18 protein-coding genes and 1 tRNA gene are annotated in these 18,993 nt (G+C 42.6%); 8 read left to right on the forward strand and 11 right to left on the reverse strand.

Going from position 1 to position 18,993, the window contains the following annotated elements:
* The first annotated feature begins 26 nt into the window (after positions 1-26).
* The gene (locus AB1401_09650; protein MEW6615715.1) at positions 27-1,217 is read left to right on the forward strand and encodes an MFS transporter; all 1,191 of its coding nucleotides are present in this window, start codon (positions 27-29) and stop codon (positions 1,215-1,217) included.
* A gap of 130 nt (positions 1,218-1,347) precedes the next feature.
* On the opposite strand, the gene AB1401_09655 is transcribed toward AB1401_09650, so the two are convergent.
* Positions 1,348-1,815: a MaoC/PaaZ C-terminal domain-containing protein gene (locus AB1401_09655; GenBank protein MEW6615716.1), complete on the reverse strand. Its 468-nt coding sequence runs from the start codon at positions 1,813-1,815 to the stop codon at positions 1,348-1,350.
* 490 nt (positions 1,816-2,305) lie between these two features.
* Between AB1401_09655 and AB1401_09660 the strand changes: the two genes are divergently transcribed.
* From AB1401_09660 to AB1401_09690, 7 genes are all read left to right on the forward strand, one after another.
* The gene (locus AB1401_09660) at positions 2,306-3,676 is read left to right on the forward strand and encodes an MFS transporter (protein MEW6615717.1); all 1,371 of its coding nucleotides are present in this window, start codon (positions 2,306-2,308) and stop codon (positions 3,674-3,676) included.
* A gap of 24 nt (positions 3,677-3,700) precedes the next feature.
* Positions 3,701-4,069: a hypothetical protein gene (locus tag AB1401_09665; protein ID MEW6615718.1), complete on the forward strand. Its 369-nt coding sequence runs from the start codon at positions 3,701-3,703 to the stop codon at positions 4,067-4,069.
* 64 nt (positions 4,070-4,133) lie between these two features.
* Complete coding sequence (locus tag AB1401_09670; protein ID MEW6615719.1) at positions 4,134-4,859, forward strand: class I SAM-dependent methyltransferase; 726 nt, start codon at positions 4,134-4,136, stop codon at positions 4,857-4,859.
* A 20-nt stretch (positions 4,860-4,879) separates the two neighbouring features.
* A complete protein-coding gene (locus AB1401_09675; protein MEW6615720.1) occupies positions 4,880-5,749 on the forward strand; it encodes a prohibitin family protein in 870 nt (289 codons plus the stop codon).
* Between the two features lie 35 nt (positions 5,750-5,784).
* Complete coding sequence (gene lipA / locus AB1401_09680) at positions 5,785-6,723, forward strand: lipoyl synthase (GenBank protein ID MEW6615721.1); 939 nt, start codon at positions 5,785-5,787, stop codon at positions 6,721-6,723.
* The gene (locus tag AB1401_09685) at positions 6,662-7,522 is read left to right on the forward strand and encodes a lipoate--protein ligase family protein (GenBank protein MEW6615722.1); all 861 of its coding nucleotides are present in this window, start codon (positions 6,662-6,664) and stop codon (positions 7,520-7,522) included. Before lipA ends, AB1401_09685 begins: the two co-directional genes overlap by 62 nt.
* 56 nt (positions 7,523-7,578) lie before the next feature.
* Positions 7,579-8,868, forward strand: coding sequence for an AMP-binding protein (locus AB1401_09690; protein ID MEW6615723.1), 1,290 nt, complete (start codon positions 7,579-7,581; stop codon positions 8,866-8,868).
* Positions 8,869-8,944: 76 nt separating this feature from the next.
* Here AB1401_09690 and AB1401_09695 read toward each other — a convergent pair whose 3' ends face one another.
* The 10 genes from AB1401_09695 to pyrR all read right to left on the reverse strand — a co-directional run bounded on the left by AB1401_09695 (position 8,945) and on the right by pyrR (position 18,872).
* The gene (locus tag AB1401_09695; GenBank protein MEW6615724.1) at positions 8,945-10,225 is read right to left on the reverse strand and encodes an AMP-binding protein; all 1,281 of its coding nucleotides are present in this window, start codon (positions 10,223-10,225) and stop codon (positions 8,945-8,947) included.
* A gap of 287 nt (positions 10,226-10,512) precedes the next feature.
* On the reverse strand, positions 10,513-10,788 hold the full coding sequence (locus tag AB1401_09700; GenBank protein MEW6615725.1) for a helix-turn-helix transcriptional regulator: 276 nt from the start codon (positions 10,786-10,788) through the stop codon (positions 10,513-10,515).
* Positions 10,789-11,025: 237 nt separating this feature from the next.
* On the reverse strand, positions 11,026-11,409 hold the full coding sequence (locus AB1401_09705; GenBank protein ID MEW6615726.1) for a hypothetical protein: 384 nt from the start codon (positions 11,407-11,409) through the stop codon (positions 11,026-11,028).
* Between the two features lie 264 nt (positions 11,410-11,673).
* Positions 11,674-11,748 (reverse strand) — tRNA-Ala (locus tag AB1401_09710).
* A 58-nt stretch (positions 11,749-11,806) separates the two neighbouring features.
* Complete coding sequence (locus AB1401_09715; protein ID MEW6615727.1) at positions 11,807-13,156, reverse strand: M20/M25/M40 family metallo-hydrolase; 1,350 nt, start codon at positions 13,154-13,156, stop codon at positions 11,807-11,809.
* An 85-nt stretch (positions 13,157-13,241) separates the two neighbouring features.
* Positions 13,242-14,588, reverse strand: coding sequence for an argininosuccinate lyase (gene argH / locus AB1401_09720; GenBank protein ID MEW6615728.1), 1,347 nt, complete (start codon positions 14,586-14,588; stop codon positions 13,242-13,244).
* Positions 14,589-14,896: 308 nt separating this feature from the next.
* Positions 14,897-16,129: an argininosuccinate synthase gene (locus AB1401_09725; GenBank protein MEW6615729.1), complete on the reverse strand. Its 1,233-nt coding sequence runs from the start codon at positions 16,127-16,129 to the stop codon at positions 14,897-14,899.
* Between the two features lie 5 nt (positions 16,130-16,134).
* Positions 16,135-17,055 carry a DUF6282 family protein gene (locus AB1401_09730; protein MEW6615730.1) on the reverse strand — a complete coding sequence of 307 codons (921 nt, stop codon included), beginning with the start codon at positions 17,053-17,055 and terminating at the stop codon, positions 16,135-16,137.
* A 10-nt stretch (positions 17,056-17,065) separates the two neighbouring features.
* Positions 17,066-18,322 (reverse strand): amidohydrolase family protein, encoded by a 1,257-nt coding sequence (locus tag AB1401_09735; GenBank protein MEW6615731.1) that lies wholly within the window; start codon positions 18,320-18,322, stop codon positions 17,066-17,068.
* A gap of 1 nt (position 18,323) precedes the next feature.
* Entirely contained in the window at positions 18,324-18,872 is a 549-nt protein-coding gene (gene pyrR / locus AB1401_09740) for a bifunctional pyr operon transcriptional regulator/uracil phosphoribosyltransferase PyrR (protein MEW6615732.1), read from the reverse strand.
* Between the last annotated feature and the right edge of the window lie 121 nt (positions 18,873-18,993).

Here is an 18,993-nt window from a genome sequence, read left to right on the forward strand (position 1 = left end):
CCCAGAAAAGAGAGGAAAGCGGTTTTATGGACGAAAGGTACCGATGGAATATTCTGGTCTTAACTTACACATCTATGCTCGCCTTCGCTTTTGTATTTCAAGCTATACCCCCTATTTTAAGTCTTATTATCCAGGAATTGCACATCTCTCACACCCAGGCAGGACTTCTTATGGGTTTCTTTGCTCTACCGGGAATATTCCTGTCCATACCAGGGGGAATACTATTTGATCTCTATGGAACAAGGAAGATAGCCGCTTCCTGTTTTATTTTGATGATTATTGGCACCCTCACAGTAATTTTTGGCAAAACCTTCTTCCTTCTGGCCCTGGGGAGGACAGTCTCAGGAGTTGGCGCTTTAATTCTTGCAATAGGTCTGCCTCAATTTCTCGCTCAATGGTTTAATGGGAAAGAGTTGGGCGTAGCCATGGGAATATATAATACCGCCATGCCACTGGGTACAATAATATCATTTACCACTCTGGGATGGTTAGGGAAGAATTTGGGTTGGCAGGCGTCCGTTTCAGTTAGCGGCATTCTCACCTTTGTAGCTCTGATAGTCTTCCTTCTCTTCTATAAACCAGCTCCCCCCATCACAGGCAAGCCTTTCAGTGAGAAAAGGATAGGGCTAGGCAACTTTAAAGAAGCAGGTATTTCAATATGGCTTGTAGGGATTGCATGGATGTGGTTTAATGCATCAACAATATCTTTTACTACCTTTGGACCAGACTTCTTTATAGCGGATAAGGGTTTTAGCATAGAGTTTGCCGGGTTTCTTGCCAGTTTCATCATGTGGGGCTCCCTCATTTTCAGCCCTGTGGTTGGCTACCTTATAGATAAAATCGGCTTTAAAGAAACTCTGATAGCCATGGGGGGACTTGCTTTAGCAGTTCTTATGTTCTTCATTCCCTATGCTACTACTCTACTCATATTCTTGATGGCACTAATCGGGGTTTCAGTGGCATTAGTCCCTGCCCCGGTGTTTTCTCTGCCATCGGATCTTATGAAACCCCAAAATCTCGGCTTTGGCTTTGGTGTTATATCCACCTGTTTAAGTATTGGTATGGTGCTGGGTCCTTACTTTGTGGGGTTAATTAGAGATTGGACAGGTTCTTACAATATGAGTTTCGGAGTCATGGCCGGTTTTGCCCTCTGTGTAACCATAACCATGCTGATTCTTCGCTCCCCGGTCTTTTCTAAAGTGAATCGTAAATCGTGAATGGGTTTTTTAGATATACCTTATCCACCATATATAGTTCTTCATAAAAACCCTATAATGAAAAGTACAACTACTTTCCCCCTAATTATCAGAACCATCAATAAAAGGCAAAAGCAGACTTGCCCACTTTTTATTGTTTATTTACCTCTCCGATGAGAATCCTGCTTGTATATTCTACAACCAGTCCATTACGCTGGTTATAGGTTTTATTTTTGTATGATAATACGCTTCGCACCGGGTTTTTTGTTGGTCGCACCTCTATTACTTCCACATCTGCCCTGAGCGTATCACCAGAAAGCACGGGTAGGGTGAACCGAACACCGTCTATGCCCACATAAGCTATAATCTCTTTCCCGTGCTTTTCCAGGAGTTCATTAAGTCCCCCACGGACGTGGACGAGGCCATCGGCAACAGCCAATATGGCTGGAGCAGCTAAATTACGTTCTCCTGAAAATGATTGCTTGGCATACTCCGCATCTACATGAATTGGTTGAATAAGCCACAAGAAGCTGTTCAATAGAGAAAGATCTCCTATGTCAACTGTTCGGTTGACCCCGCAAGAAATTTTGGTACCAATAAGTATCTCTTTACTAAACATCCTTTCCTCCTTTAAATTTAAGAATAGGTCAAAATTTTGAATTTAGGTTTGACAGTTCAAAGGTAAGTTATTATAAAAAGGCTAAAGAGTCAATAACTTTCAGGTTTTTGCTCAGTTAACAGTACCTCTAGCCTCCGTTGATATAAGACTTATTTTCTTGACCAGAAGGCACCTTTCTGCTAGCTTATGTTAGCTTCAAAGAAAATTTCCCAGTTTTAAGGATGAAGTATTGGTAAATTAGCAGGAATGAGAGCTTTGAAGAAGTACCCCTTTCGTTTCAGCATACATTTTTTGACCCATCTAAGCTCACTCCATTGAAAATTCACAAACTCCCCGCCTCTTGCGGGTCAAACATGTGAATTTTCTACATTCCGCTCGCTAAGAAGGGTCTCCCAAAAAATCTATGAATTGGCTCTCAGGGGACTTCCCCAAAGCTCTTGGCAGGTTATACAAAGATATCGAATATTACTTGCCATTAAGGAAAATGAATATGGACAGTACTGTAAATAAAAGGGCTGCTTTACTCGTTGCTACCCTGGCATCTTTCCTTACGCCCTTTATGGGATCTTCTGTTAATATTGCCCTTCCCTCAATTGGGAAAGAATTTGCTATGGATGCGGTTTTGTTAAATTGGGTTGCCACCGCATATCTTTTAGCCGCCGCAATGTTCCTTGTCCCTTCCGGAAGGATAGCAGATATACATGGAAGGAAAAAGATTTTTACATACGGCATAGTATTTTTTACTGTTTCATCTCTTCTCTCTGCCATCTCAACATCTGCTATTGCACTTATAGCCTTTCGGGTTTTACAGGGAATAGGGAGTGCGATGATATTCGGGACCGGTGTAGCTATATTAACTTCAGTATTTCCTATTGGAGAAAGAGGCAAAGCTTTGGGGATAAATGTTGCTGCGGTTTATTCAGGGCTGTCTCTTGGCCCATTTTTAGGTGGATTTTTAACACAGCATTTTGGTTGGAGAAGCATTTTCATTATGACTGTTCCCCTAGGTGCGATAGTAATCGGCTTTATATTCTGGAAATTGAAAGGAGAGTGGGCTGAAGCACAGGGGGAGAAGTTCGATTTTACCGGCTCTATATTCTATGGTCTTACCCTTGTAACGATAATGTACGGTTTTTCTCTCCTGCCAACGATATCGGGTGTATGGCTGATTCTGATGGGTGCATTAGGGATATTTTCATTCGTCAAGTGGGAGATGAAGGTGAAAAACCCTATCTTAGATATAAAACTCTTCCTAAATAATACAGTCTTCGCTTTCTCCAACATGGCAGCCTTGATCCATTATAGTGCCACATTTGCCATAAGTTTCCTTTTAAGCCTTTATTTGCAATATATAAAAGGGTTCAGTCCTCAAAACGCAGGCTTTGTACTGGTATCCCAACCTGTTGTAATGGCTATATTCTCCCCTCTTGCAGGCAGGCTCTCAGACAGGATTGAGCCAAGAATAGTTGCTTCAATTGGGATGATGTTGACCTCTTCAGGGCTTTTCCTGTTTACCTTCCTGGATGGGGAAACGCCTTTAGCATTCATTGTAACCAGTCTAATCCTTGTTGGTTTTGGCTTTGCTCTTTTCTCATCCCCCAATACTAATGCAATTATGAGCTCTGTTGAAAAGAGATCCTATGGAGTAGCTTCTGGAATGGTTGGAACAATGAGACTCATTGGACAGATGCTCAGTATGGGAATTGCAATGCTTATATTTGCCTTGTACATCGGAAGGGTTCAAATTACATCTGAATACTATCTGCTTTTTTTGAAAGGTTTAAAGGTGGTTTTCATCATTTTTGCTACCCTTTGTTTTGGAGGTATATTTGCATCTCTTGCAAGAGGTAAGCTGCGATAACCTTAAAGCCAGGGGGCGGGTATAATGAAATGCAGTAACTGTGGGGCTGAGTTGGATAGTGAATACAGGTACAAGATACGATGGGAAAGGGTCTGTGAAGACTGTTATATAAACGCTACACTACCTAAAAATCCTTGCGATCCAATAGCACAGATGGTAACAGAAAATTTTATGGAAACGTTTAAAAGATCGCCGATGGAAGAGCTTTCTGATATACAGAAAAAGATTTATGAATTTATTAAAGAAAAAGGCAATGTGTTGCCAGAGGAAATCGCGGAAGAGTTCGGTTTAGGGGAGTTAGACCTTAAGAAAAATTTTATCGTACTCAGAAGGCTTGGATTAGCCAAGGCAAAAAAGATAGGCAATAAGGTATATTACGTAATGTGGGAATAAGTTGGACATTTAAGTCCCATGAAGGCATAGAAGGCAGCGAGGGCTGTGAAGACAGGTCATAATCATGACAGAATTTGACAAGACCCGATGGGCAGAAAAGGCATTTGCCCATGAGTACCTGGAAACGGCAGATATCCGGATCTTAGAGAGGAGAAGATTGCTGGAAGTATTGAAATCTTTCTACAGGTATTTCCTCGGGAACGATCAACAAAGCAGAGTTTTGGACATGGGATGTGGAGATGGTATTCTGATACATGAGCTTTTAAAAATTGATAGTTCTATATCAGCTACATTGATTGACGGTTCAGAGAATATGCTGAACAAAGCCAGAGAAAGACTGGCTGGCTTTAAGAATATCCACTTCATTAAAGCAAGTTTTCAGGAGCTATTGTTATCCAAAGATATTTCACTTGCAGATTTCAGCATGGTAGTTTCCTCCCTTGCCATTCACCATCTGACAATGAATGAGAAGAAATCAATCTTTAATTACATTTATTCCTGCTTAAGAGGGGGGGGCTATTTTGTAAACACAGATGTTGTCCTCTCACCAGCAGAAACCCTTGAGAAATGGTATCTGGAATTATGGAAGGAATGGATAATCAGGAGACAGACTGCATTGAAACTAGAAAGCAGGTATGAAGGTATTATCAGTAATCATACAGAAAAGGAGCATCATAGTAAGCTTGACACATTAACCGACCAACTGAATGCCTTGAAAGGTGCAGGATTCAAAGATATAGACTGTTTCTATAAATATGGAATATTTGCAATGTATGGTGGCAGGAAGTAACATAAAGAGGAGGTAGTACAATGAATGAAAGGGATGTTTACAGGGCTAAGGAGGCAATGGAGTCTGCAATGAAGAAAGGACCTATGAGGCTGGCATTGATTATTGGAGCGATTTTCTTGTTTTTATTGCTTTTAAGGCCATGGGTTCAGATTGGGGCAGGTGAAAGGGGAGTTGTCCTTAATTTTGGCGCTGTTAAGAAGAATGTGCTTGGAGAAGGGCTGCATTTCAGGATACCCATAATGCAGGAGATTGTCCCGATGGATGTCAAGGTTCAGAAATCTTTGACAAATGCCGCTGCTTCATCGTCTGACCTTCAGGAAGTGAGTTCAGAGGTTGCGCTTAATTATCATATAATTCCAGATAAGTCAAATATTGTCTATCAGTCTATCGGCATACACTTTAAAGAGCGAATCATAGACCCCGCAGTGCAGGAGGTAGTAAAGGCTGTGACAGCCAGGTATACAGCAGAAGAGCTTATCACAAAGAGGCCAGCAGTAAGCGAGGCAATGAGAACAACCCTTACTGAAAGGCTCATGACGCACAACATAGCAGTTGATGCATTCTCTATCGTCGGTTTTAGCTTCTCCAAGATATTTATGGAAGCCATCGAGTCAAAGCAGACAGCAGAACAGCTTGCACTGAAGGCAAAAAGGGACCTGGAAAGGATAAAGATAGAGGCAGAGCAAAAGGTTACGGCAGCCAAGGCAGAGGCAGAGTCCCTTAGGCTGCAGAGAGCGAATATTTCATCAGATCTTATAGAGCTTAGAAAGGTAGAGGCCAATCTCAAGGCTATAGATAAATGGAATGGGATACTCCCACAGGTTACCGGTGGTGGAGCTGTGCCATTTATCGGCGTAGGTGAGACACAGAAGAGTAACATAAAAAGGTAGAGAACCCCTTTGTTATATCTATACAAGGAACAACCATGAGAGTTAGCAGATTCCCTTCGTGGCTCAAGAAGGATATTTCCCGGGGGAAAGGTTTATTCAAGGTTAAAAATATACTCTCGGATTTGAGACTGAACACAGTCTGTCAGAGTGCCAAATGCCCGAATATTGGTGAGTGTTTCGGGGGGGGGGCAGCCACTTTTATGATTATGGGTACTATCTGTACCAGGGACTGCCGATTTTGTGCCATACATGGAGGAACTCCAAACCCTCTTGAGTTAGATGAACCATTAAGGGTAGCACAGGCAGCAAAGGTTCTGGGATTAACCTATGTGGTTGTTACCTCTGTAACCAGAGACGACCTGCCGGATGGAGGTGCTGAACACTTTTCAAAGACCGTTACGGCTATACGAGAAGTTTTGCCAGATTCCAAAGTTGAAGTGCTGGTCCCTGATTTTAAAGGCAGCCATGATGCTGTACGAGAGGTGGTCAAATCAAGCCCCACTGTCTTTAACCACAACATGGAAACGGTTTCTCGCCTTTATTCCATGACCCGGCCTGGTGCAGATTACTGCCGTTCTTTAAATGTCCTGGGGTTTGCAAAAAACCTTGACAGTGACATTGTAACAAAATCGGGTTTAATGCTGGGCTTGGGAGAAACAAGGGAAGAGATTCTCTGCTCCATGAAAGACCTCAGGAATGTTGGATGTGATGTCCTGACTATGGGGCAGTATATCAGCCCTTCTGATCGTCATTTTCCGGAAGAAAGATTTCTCTATCCCGATGAGTTCAAAAAGCTTGAATCAATAGGCAAAGAGATGGGTTTCCTGGGGGTGGCTTCGGGTCCATTTGTTCGAAGCTCTTACCATGCTGGTAGGCTCCTGGAAAGGATCCTTCAACAACAGGAGAAGGATAATGGAGAAAGACAAACCCTCAAAGTGGCGTCTATTGACCACTGGTTTTCTGAATGCGTTTGAAAATATGGCTATAGATGAGGCTATATTAAAGTCCTGCAGTCAAGGTAAATCCCCGCCTACTATCAGATTCTACGGTTGGAAACCTCATGCAGTATCTCTCGGATATTCTCAACAGGTTGAAGGCAACATTAACTTACAGGTATGTGAAAGATTGGGGACAGATATTGTTCGTCGTCTTACTGGCGGAAAAGCGGTTCTTCACGATGAGGAGCTGACCTACTCTTTTGTCTGCTCGTCAGGCAACTCGCTTTTTCCACGAAATATCATGGGAACTTATAAAAAAATAAGTTCCTGTTTAATCGAGGGGTTTAAGAGGCTGGATATCGATGCCCAATTAATTACACCAAAAGGAGGGAAAGTCGGTTTATATGAAAAGAAATCCAACCCAAGCTGTTTTTCATCCCCTTCACGATACGAGATATCCGTATGCGGAAGAAAGATTTGCGGGAGTTCTCAACGACGGGTTAATGGTGCTTTTCTACAGCATGGTTCTATTTTAATTGGATTTGATGCCCAAAAACTTTCCCGGATAATGGTGTTTAAGGGATTAAAGAGAGAGGTGGTGGTAGATTATCTGGCCAGAAATATAACTTCGGTGAGCGACCATGTAGGTAAAGACATAGATTTCTTTAAGCTCCAGGGAATATTCGTAGAGGGCTTTCAAAAGGGATTGGAAATAGAATTGAGAAAGGGGGAACTTAGCCCTCAAGAACATCAATTAAAGGAGCGGTATCTAAAAGAACGCTATCTGAAACCAGAGTGGAACCTTAGGATGTCAGGCGGCTATAGAAATTGGTGACATAAAGGGTCTGACGAAAAACAAGGTTCTCCTCTAAAGAGGAAGGAGGTTATACCATGGTAAAAGAAAGGAAATACTGGAACGAAGAATTAGAGACTATGCCTTTAGAAGACTTGAGGAAATTGCAGGAAAAGCTTCTCCAGGAGACAGTGAGCCGTGCATATGAAAAAACCAAGTTTTACAGGCAAAAATTCGATGGTGCTGGGATAAAACCTTCGGAAATCAATACATTAGATGATCTGAAAAAGTTGCCCTTGATCCATTCTTCAGAGGACTTTCGCAAGGCACCGATACCGGATAGGCTGGCTGTACCTTTCGAAGAGGTAAAATACCTGGAATCAAGCTCAGGCACCACAGGGGTCCCTATGGCTATTCTGTGGAGCAGTAAAGACTGGAAGAATCTCATGGATGCAGAAGCAAGGGCAAGATGGACATTAGGGGCAAGACCTTCTGACGTGGTCCATGTTCTGACTGGCTTCCCATGCTGTCAAGGGGGTTATCAACACCTTGGTGCAATGGTCATGGCACTTAGTGCTGGGAGAGGAGTGTTAGATAACCAGATAAAACTCGGTCAGATGGTTGGTGTCTCAGTACTTGAATATTTGCCAAGTCTGGTACTAAAGTATTTCGAAAGGGCAACAGAGATGGGGTACGATATCAAGAATGGAAGTATTAGGCTCATTTCGGCACTGGGAGAAGGATGGGCAGAAGCATACAAGAGGAGAGTAGAAGACGACTATAATGTCATCCTCAGAACTCTTTATGGTTCAGTAGATGCAGGTCTTATTGGTGCCCAGTGTGAATCGGGGGAGGGTCTACACACCTTTTTAGACCTGGTCATAACAGAGATCATTGACCCGGAAACAGGAGAGGTCTTAACCCCTGGTCAGGAAGGGGAACTGATAATAACCCTTTTATGGCCAGATGCTACCCCTATAATAAGATACCGCACAGGTGATGTCACTAAAATACTCCCTTATGAACCATGTTCCTGCGGCAGGACTCACCCCAAGATATCCATGGTGAGAGGCAGAGCGGCTCATATCACAAAGGTCAGAGGTAAAAACATCCTTCCTATAGACGTTGAAGAGATAATAGCTATTATCCCTGAATTGGCAACCGACTACCAGATAATCGTGGATAAACCCGGAGAGTTACAGGTATTAAAGGTAAAGATGGAATATAAACCTGATGTTAAAGACCTAAAGCCATTGAAGAAACGGGTTGAGGATGCCTTTAAGAAAAACCTAATTGTAGAAAGTGATGTGGAACTTGTTCCAATGGGAATTTTAGGACGCGAAAAGTTTAAGGCAACAAGGGTAATAAGAACCTACGATGAGAACTAATGGCTCATAGTAGGAAGATTTAGGTTAGAATGATTCCTTTTTCAGGGTATCATCCACGACGCCTTTGCCTATGGTTCTAATATGTCTTAATAATACGCTGTGCCTTATAGGTACCGGATACGATAGAACCTCTTTCTAACAGCTCTATTTCACTCTCCACACCTAAATTTTGATGAATGACCTCTTCGACGCGATTTCTCAAGTTATTTAAGTTCTCAATACCCGGTTGATATTCAAGTTTTACCTTCAATTTTTTTAATTCTCCTGGCATATCAATTACTATCTGATAGTTCTCTGCCAAGCCTTCGGTACTTGCCATCACCTCCTCTATATCCAGGGGCATAACCTTCTTTCCAGTTACCTTTACTATCTGCGAAATTCTTCCTTTTACCGGAGCCATCCTCGGATGGGTCCTCCCACAGGCACACGGCTCGTATGGATATATCTGGGATACATCACCAACCTTATACCTTATCAATGGGAATGCTTCGTTCATAAGAAGGGCAGTAACTACGATCTCACCTTCCTCTCCATCAGGAAGGGGGGTCCCCGTTTCCGGATCCAGGATTTCGAGATAAATCAGGTCTGAAAATATATGCATTCCACATCTCTTCTCACATTGAGCAGCAGCTACACCCAGTTCTACTGAACCCCACAGGGTTGTGAAAGGTATCCCATACTTGGTTTCGACTTTTTTCTTATATGCCTCAGCCCATGCCTCTCCAACACCGCTTACAAGTCTGAGTTTGCTCTTCCTCACATCGAAGCCCAACTCCTTTGCCCTTTCAAAGTAATTGAGCATCAAACTGGGCATGTGTTCAATAATGCTAACACCAGCAGTCTGGGTAAGGCTGATCTGTTTGTCTATAAATCCCCTTCCGGCACTGAGCAAGAGACAGGTAGCCCCCATCTCCACATATCCCCGGTGGCAACAGTCAAAACCCGTAAGAACCTGAACCACATCATCTGGCCTTGCTCCCATTGTCCACCTGCCACGGGCTTCACCCTCAAAAAATGCCTTTACATCTCTTGTACTGTATGGGATGGGTTCGGGAATTCCTGTGGTTGTCCCTGATGTGGAGTGGTACATCTTGACTTCACTCAAAGGAACAGAGAGCTTATCCCCAAAAGGAGCATTGCGTATGTCCTCCACATCATCTGTCAAGGGAAGCTTCACTATGTCTCCCAGAGTAGTTATGTCCGATGGTTTAACCCCAGCCTCATCAAATTTCCGTTTATATACTCTACTATGCTCATAGGCGTGGGCTACAACAGACTGAAGCCTCTTTCCCTGTAGACTCTTCAGTTTATCCAGAGGCATTGTCTCCATTTCTTCATTCCAGAATTTCTTTTCCATTTCTACCCCCTTTCATTATAAACAGGTTATTGTACCAGGATTTCGCTCTCCCCTAGCTGCTTTTATACTAAACTTTCTATATTTATTTGTTCAATTTAACAAAGCCTATGACTTTTGTCAATATGTACGTAAATCGTGCGCGAAATCTTTATTGACATTTAGGTACCTATTTACAAAGGATCGCTATTGATGGAATTCAACAATCAGGCTTGATAGCCTAAATAATATATTTGTGGATAAGGCAGAAGGGATAAGGATTAGTATTTTTGCAGGGTACTTCAAATAAGTCACCCGACTTCCAGACGGAGCTCTTTACCAAGTGCATTTGCAAATTTTTTCAAAGTAGAGAGTTTGATATCCTCTGCATGATATTCAATTCTAGAGATGGCTGATTTTTTAGTATTCAATTTTGACGCAAGGTCTTCTTGGGTAAAACCAGCATCTTCACGTGCCTTTTTTAATAGTGCACCAATTTTAAACTGCTCGTAACCTGTATCATAGCCCAAGGCAAACTTTGGATCACGAGACTTCCTGTTTTTTATATATTTTTGAAGATCGCTCATTATTGTTTCCTCCGAAAATAGTCTTTTTTTCTTTCCTCAGCAATTTTAATGGCCTGCTTTGGCATTAATTAGTTTTCCGATCAGCTTAGACTTTTTCAGGTTGTCAATTTGATTCAGGTAATACTCAAAGGTGCCGGGAAGGATTTGTTTCTTGAAAAAGAGGGGGATGAAGTTTCCTTGGAAAGAGGGGCAGCACTATTACGATATCGCCTGCATTCTCTTGTTGGCCAGAGTTCCTTAATCCTTCTTCGCTTTTCTGTGGAGAAGTTTACCGGATTTCAGCCCCTTCTCGATCTCTTTCAGATTCTTGATGAAGGTGTATGGTTCCTTGTTTTTCCAGCCCCATGTTTTGCCAATTACGAAGTGTTTAATAGGCAAATCCGGGGCTGCCAGTTGCAACGAAGTCTCTACTGCCGAGATCACCTGCATGCCAATCATCTTCGGGTCTCGCGAAACGGTGGAAATAACCCAGAGCTCATTTCCTACCTTATGGACTTCGTCGATTGCAATAGTCCACGCTGAATCGGGAACAATCAGCTTGACCGTGATCTCCTTCTTGTCTGCTCCCAATGCGGTTGTGCAGAGAAGCAATACCAACGGCAATATTATTCTTTTTGCCATTCGCATTTCATTTCCTTGTTCTATTTGGTAAACATCCAGCTGTGGTATTTGGGGATAACCTTATATTCGTAAATAACTTTATTGAGAAGTGTAGATATTTAATTATTTAAGGTCGTCCCTCTTTTTTCCAATTGCACCCAACACTTATGACCCACAGTTTATTATATTGAAAGACAAAATGCAACAGTGCAACAGGGAAAAATAAGAAAAGCCGCTTGTGCGTGTTTGTAGTAGTAGGTTATTGTATGTGTCGGATATGTTAAATGGTGGAGATGGGGGGATTTGAACCCCCGACCCCTGCCTTGCGAAGGCAGTGCTCTCCCACTGAGCTACATCCCCTAAAAGTTAGAGGGTTAAGGGTTAAAAGTTGAGGAGTTAGAAAGTGCAAATCTAAAAATCATCTGCAAAAATCAAATACGACATCATATAATACCTTTATCCCATACATAAGACTTTCTACAGATATCCTTTCATTATGACCGTGCATCTTTTCGAGGTGAGATGAGAGGGATTCTTCTATTTTCAAAGGTGCAAATCCGTAAGCCGTAATCCCCTTTTCCCTGAAGAACCTCGAATCGGTTGCCCCAGATGATATAAATGGGATCAGTCTGGCATCAGGATCGTGTCTTTTGGTACATCTTTCGATAGTAGAATAGAGTTCGGAGGGGATTTTTGACTCTGTGGGTATGGATGAACCGAGGATCTCTAAATCAAAGTCCGTAAGATTCCCCAAAGCTGCTTTTAATTCCCCGATAATGCTCTCCGGATTCTCACCGGGAAGCATTCTGCAGTCTATTTCACAGTAGCATTCGCTTGGAATGACATTGGTCTTTTTACCACCCTGTACAACCGTGGGAACAAAGGTGTTGCGAAGCATTGTATTAAGTATGGTTTTCAATCCCTTATCAGGAATTTTATCTAGAACATCAGAAGACAGGGTCTCATCTAGCAACTCCCTGAATACCTCTTCTTTCATAAAGTTCTGTTCTTTGGCAAGTCCCTCAACCAGTCTGACTGTTATAGGGGATTTCTGGAGTCGGGATTTGTACTTGCTTATCCTTTCAATAACCTTGCCCATAGCCGATATGCAGTTCTTTTCACTGGGCATAGATGCGTGGCCAGGGGTTCCTTTAAAAGTCAGCCTAATCCAACAGACACCCTTTTCTGCTGTCTGACACAAATAAAGGTTCTTATTATTAACAGAAAACCCGGCAAGTCCCCCTTCGTTTATAACAAAGCCTGTTTTCATTAAATCGAAATGGTTCTCCAGCATCCATTCAGCACCGTATTTGCCGCCTGCCTCTTCATCACTGGTTCCAGCGAGTATTATGTCTCTTTTGGATTTGAAGCCAGATCTCTTAAGTAACAACAGCACCATCAGCTCGATTACCCCAAGAGATTTACAGTCAAATGCCCCTCTCCCCCATATTTCTCCATCCAGCACTTTCCCTGAAAATGGAGGGTGAAGCCACTTATCGGTTTCGGCTGGCACTACGTCTATATGGTGTAACAGTAGAAGGGGTGAAAGGGTTCCATTACCTTTATACCTGGTAACGATATTTCCCCTTCCTTTTTCAGACTCTAAAACTACACACTCAAACCCTTCTCTTTCCAGGATTTCTTTTAAAAACAGCGCCCCCTTTATTTCGTTGCCAGGTGGATTGGTCGTATCTATCTGGATGTATCTGCCCAGAATTTTTACAGCTTCGTCCTCTACCTGCTTCCAGTTGATTTCTCTTGTTTCCATGGGATTATTAACCTTTCAAGCCCTCAAACCTTTAGGGCAAACACACAGATTTGCCCCTACTTTAACCCCTTAACTCTTTAACCCTTCAACTCTTTAACTCTTCGAGCTTTGCTTCAAAACCTCTCTTTTCCTTTTCAACCCATTCTATCCTGCTGTCTATCTGATCCTTTAACATGTTAAGCCTCAGATTTCCGGCAGCACCAATGTGTTTTCTGGAAAGAATATCCTTGTATGAGGCAGTTATCTCCAGCTTATCTAAGTTGGCGGCAACCTCTCTATAGGCATCCCTGAAAGGCTTCCCTTCTTTCACCAACTCCAGTGCTCTATCCGTTGCAAAGACTTCAGGGGTACACGACTGGTCTAAGACTTCCCTATTTACCTTCAAACGGGAGATAACAAGATTACAGACCTTAATAGAGGATTCTACCAGGTCCATACCCTTTAACAACGGAGACTTGGTTTCCTGGAGGTCCCGGTTATACCCTGATGGTAATGCTTTAATAGTGGTAGTAACCTGAAATACATACGAAAGCATGGTAGAGGTTTTTGCCCTTATCAGCTCCATACCAGCCGGGTTCCTCTTTTGAGGCATTATGCTGCTGCCACAGCATAGCTCTTCCGGCAGACTGAAATAACCGAATTCTCTGGTGCTGAACAGAATCAGATCCGTTGCCAGTTTACTGAAATCCAACATAACCTGGGAAAGAGCAAACAAGACAACTGACTCTATCTTTCCCCGGCTGTTATTTGCATATAGAACATTGTTCTGAACCTTTTCAAAACCTAAAAGGTCAGAGGTCAACTGTCTGTCAATATCTAAAGGCACTCCATAGCTTGCCGCTGACCCTAAAGGACATTGATTGTTTATATCGTAAGCAGTCCTTATCAGTATGAAATCATCTAAAAGGGATTCCAATAAAGCAGACGCCCATAATCCCACTGAAGACGGCATAGCTGGCTGTGTATGGGTACGCCCGGGCATTATAACCCCCTCATTTTCTTTACTGAATTCCAATAGAGTTTCACAGAATCCCAGGAGAGACTTCAGTATCTCCAGAAGTTTTTCTTTGCTGTAAAGCCTGAGATCGACTATAACCTGGTCATTCCTTGAACGGGCTGTATGAATCTTTTTGCCAAGATCACCAAGTCTATCGGTCAGGTAGTTCTCAACCTTTGTATGAACATCCTCGTCTCCCACTTCGACATGAAATTTATCCTCACTGTAGAGCCTCAGTATTTCCAATAATGCGCCTTTGAGTTTGGCAAACTCACCTTCTTTCAATATCCCTATCTTGGTAAGCATCCTCGCATGAGCTATACTTCCAATTACATCCATCCTTACCAGTTTCTGGTCCAGCAAAAAGTCATCTCCAACTGTAAATTTCTCCATCTCATCGTTTAATGAGTAACCCTTTTCCCATAGTTTAGTCAATTTTCTCTACCTCTCTATTTACTTATAGAGAGCTTTGTACAACCGCATTACAACTCTCTTTCGTCATCCCGCACTTGATACTGAATCCAGTTATTTCAAGCAGCTCTGGATCCCGGCTTCCGCCGGAATGACGTGGGGAGTGTGTTTTTCAAAGCTCTCTTATAATAAACGGCATAAATAAAGTGACATTCTGATGCTGGTCATTTCGAGCGAAGCGAAGCAATCTCTTTTCTATCCAGTGTTTTTTAAGATTGCTTCGCCCCGACCTAAAGTCGGGGCTCGCAATGACAACTTTTTTTAACCGTTCACTATAATTTCTTATTCCTCTTTGCCAGTATCTCAAAGGGTAAGCCACGGATGTGAGCAGCATCAGCACACATCCTCTGATCAAATCCCCCGGTCTTGATCGATCTGATCTCCGGATAGAACAACCCTGTATCGCTTTCTCTTTCTAAGATATCTATATTCCCCCTGTAAAGTTTTATCTTGTACCTGCCATTTACCACCTTTTGAGACTGTTTAATAAAAGCATCCAGATCCTCTTTCAGCGGATGGTATGCCATGCCGTGGTAGATCAGGTATGCCCATTTCTGGTCAACTCCACTCTTAAACTGGACCTCGTCCTTAGTCAGACAAAACTGTTCAAGGTCTCTATGAAGTTTTAGTATTACAGTAGCAGCAGGGGCTTCATACAGCTCTCTGCTCTTTAGATCCATAATCCCGTCTTCAAACATGTCGATTTTGCCAATAGCATTCCTTCCACCAATCTTATTTAACTCCGGCACTATATCTCCAAGGGGCATATCTTTCCCATTCAAAGCAGCAGGAATCCCCCCCTTAAACTTCAATTCTACAATGTCAGCCTTATCCGGTGCCAGCTCAGGAGGCTTATACCACATCCATATGTCTGACGGCAGTTCTTGGTTTAAATCGATTGCTCCACTGGCGATGGATCTACACCACATGGTTTTGTCGTCTCCACCGGTTATTTGCTCTGTTACAGGAATGCCCCACTCCCTGCATAACTCCATCTCTTCCAGTCTGGTAAGATCAAAATCCCTAACAGGAACCAGTATCTCCAGATTTGGGGCAAACATCTTAAAGACATTGTGCATCCTATACTGGTCATTCCCCTTACCACTGGAGCCCTCCATAATAGCATCACAGTTATTGGCAACTGCTACTTCCGCTACCTTTTTTGCTATTAACTGGCGTGTCATAGAGGTAGACACCGGGTATCCAAGGTAGTTTGAATTCGCCTGGATTGCCATTGCCACCCACTTTTCGGTAAACTCTTCCTTTGCTTCTAACCAGATGAGTTTGATGCCCAGCTGGGACGCCTTGGTCTTGCTTTCTTCAACCTCTTCTTCTCCCTGACCTACATCCACAGTAATTGGAACTATCTCCTTTGCCTTATATTTCCTTCTAAGGAGTTCTATACCTAAAGCGGAATCCAGTCCTCCGGAAAAGGCAACAGCAACCTTGTGTACTTCTGGAATCTCAGTATCCTCTATCTTCTTTAGTATGTCTTTTATGCCCACCTTTTTTAACCTCCTCTTATCCCAAGTATTGTTTCTGGGTTTTTTATCAACATCTTCTCAAATTGTGACTTCGTTATCCCCTCTTTTAAAAGCAATTTAACAAACTCCTTCAATGATTGACTGGGGCCTGGATTTCCCATTTGTCCTGCATCAGAGGTCAGGATACATTGGTCAGCACCCACCTCATTGATCTTATCTGCCATCTCATCCAATGGATAGTCATCCTTATTGTCTCTGTCAAGATACATTACATAACAGTGCTCTATATATGCTCCCTTCTTTGCCAGATCCTTTTGAATCCTTAAAGGCATTGCAATATCCTTTTGGTTCGGGTGAGTGATTATTACCTTAATATCCTCCTTCAGTGCCTCTGTTGCCAGAACCTCTGTTTCCTCCCAGGATAGATGTCCTGTAGCCATGATACAACCCATCTTCCTGATCATCTTTAAGACTCTTACGCACTTATCAAACAGGGAATTGTTCCAGTCTGTTACCCTTACAGCTTTAAGCTCTGTCTTAATCCGGGGTTTAAACTCTGGATCTTTAACCCATTCAGGAGGAATTTCATAATTACTGTAGTTATGCCTCAGGTGATTTTCCGCATGTATAGTTGGAAACCATACTATAATCGGAAAATTCTTAGACATGGTAGATGAAGCATATATTGCACTGGGGTTAAACCCTCCCATAAAATAGTTCATAGTAACAGAGCCAAATAACTTCAGGGCACTTTTCCCCTCCCCAGAGGCAATTATACCGGTGATTGTTGGAAAACTATGGGACTTTAAAGCAATACCCGCTATTTTCCCCTGCTCCTGCTGAATTAAGTCCCGGACATTGTATTTACGGGGGAGAATATCAGGCCCTATGTGAAAGTGAAGGTCATATGATTTTTGTATGATCTTGTCTATTTCATCATCACGCATACAAACTCCCTTAATTGCTCAAAACCATGGATACACTTACCACTCTTCCGTTCTTTACCACATAAGGTATAATTTCCTGGCTGCTTATTACCCCTCTCTTCGTAGCGGAATTGGTAATAAGCAGGTCAGCCTGTCTCCCTACGTCAACTCCATAATCCAGATTTAATATCTTGGCACCATTCGAAGATGCCATATCAAATATATGCTCTACATCCTCAACCCTGCTCATTCTGGTGGTAGTCGCCAAGACATGCATCTCTCTTATCATACTTCCATTACCCAACGGGTAAAAAATATCCCTTATATTATCAGTACCCATTGCTACATTTACACCGTTCTCAACTAAATCCCTTACCCTTGTTATACTGTTATACGGTCGTGAGCCTCCAATCTCTGGGAAACTGGTTATCAGATTACAACTGGGCGTTAGTATAATATTAATTTCTGCTTCTTTAGCCCCTTTTATTACTCCATTTGCTATTCTGTTCTCAACCTTGGAGAGAGAGATACAATGTGTAGCCGAGACCCTTCCCTTATAGCCTTCCTCAATCGTCTTTTTCACTAAATATGGCAGCATAAAATCTTCAGGGTTGTTGGACTCGTCTATTTGGACCTCCAGTTCCACATCATACTTCTTTGCAATTTGAAAGAGAATATCAATATGCTCCTTCTGTTCTTTTTCCGTCTTTTCCACCAAAGGAAGCCCACCCAACAGATCAGCTCCATCATTTAATGCCTGTTCCAGTAACTCTCTCATCCCAGGTTTAAAAACCCCTTCTTGAGGAAAGGCACATATTTCAATATCTACTATACGGGCATACTCTTTTCTTAATTCACATATAGCCTTCAAGGGCAAGAGCTTTGCCGTAGGGTCAACATCAACCTGTGTCCTTATAGCAGTAATACCCCCTTTTGCCATCTCTCTTATTACCCTGCCCGCCCTCTCTTTCACCTCCGCAATCGTATAGTTTTCCTTAAACTCACGTATCAGTCTTCTATTTTCCTCTAAGGTACCACCGAACTGAGAAGGTTTCATTTTAGAAAGAAGATCCGCTTTATCCAGATGGGTATGGGAGTTTACAAAACCTGGAATTACAAGGTTATGTTCTGCATTGACCTCCCTGTCCTGGGACACTGTATCTTTTATATTTCCAATATTATGAATTTTACCGTCTTTTATACCGATGTCCACGGATGGTCCATGGTCTTTCAACCTGGCATTTCTGATAATCAGATCATATCCCTTATTTGTCACCTTTTCTTCCATCCTAGTTGCCCTTACCTTGAATGACCACCCTATCTACAGCCTCTTCTTCCTCAAGCATAACCCTCACCAGCTCATCTTTGGATGTGACAAGATTCTTGCCAATATAATCTGCCTGGATGGGAAGCTCTCTATGTCCCCTATCCACCAGGACCGCCAACTGGATAACCTCTGCCCGTCCAATGCTCATAAGCCCATCCAATGCTGCCCTGATACTCCTCCCTGTATTTAAGACATCATCTACGAGTACTACCCTCTTACCAGTTATTGAAAACGGTATGTCCGTCTTGTGGATTATTGGCTGATTGGAATTAGAGCCGAGATCATCCCGGTAAAGGGTTATATCCAATACCCCCACAGGTATATCCACATTCTCAATCTGATGGATATACGTAGCGATTCGCCTGGCTATATAGATACCCCTGGTCCGAATTCCAATAAGGACCAGGTTATTAACCCCCTTGTTTCTCTCCATGATCTCATGGGATATACGGAGCAGTGCCCGTTCCATTTCAGCCTTGTCTATTACTTCTTTCTTTTCTGTATAATTCACGGCTTACCTCTTTATAAATTGTGAAAAGGGTTCCAGGATTCTAGGATTCAAGTGTTTGTTTTCTCCTTATCACTTTGTGGCGCTCGAATCCTTGACTCCTTGACCCCTCGAATCCTCCTGA

Source organism: Thermodesulfobacteriota bacterium, assembly GCA_040757775.1.
Taxonomy (GTDB): domain Bacteria; phylum Desulfobacterota; class UBA8473; order UBA8473; family UBA8473; genus UBA8473.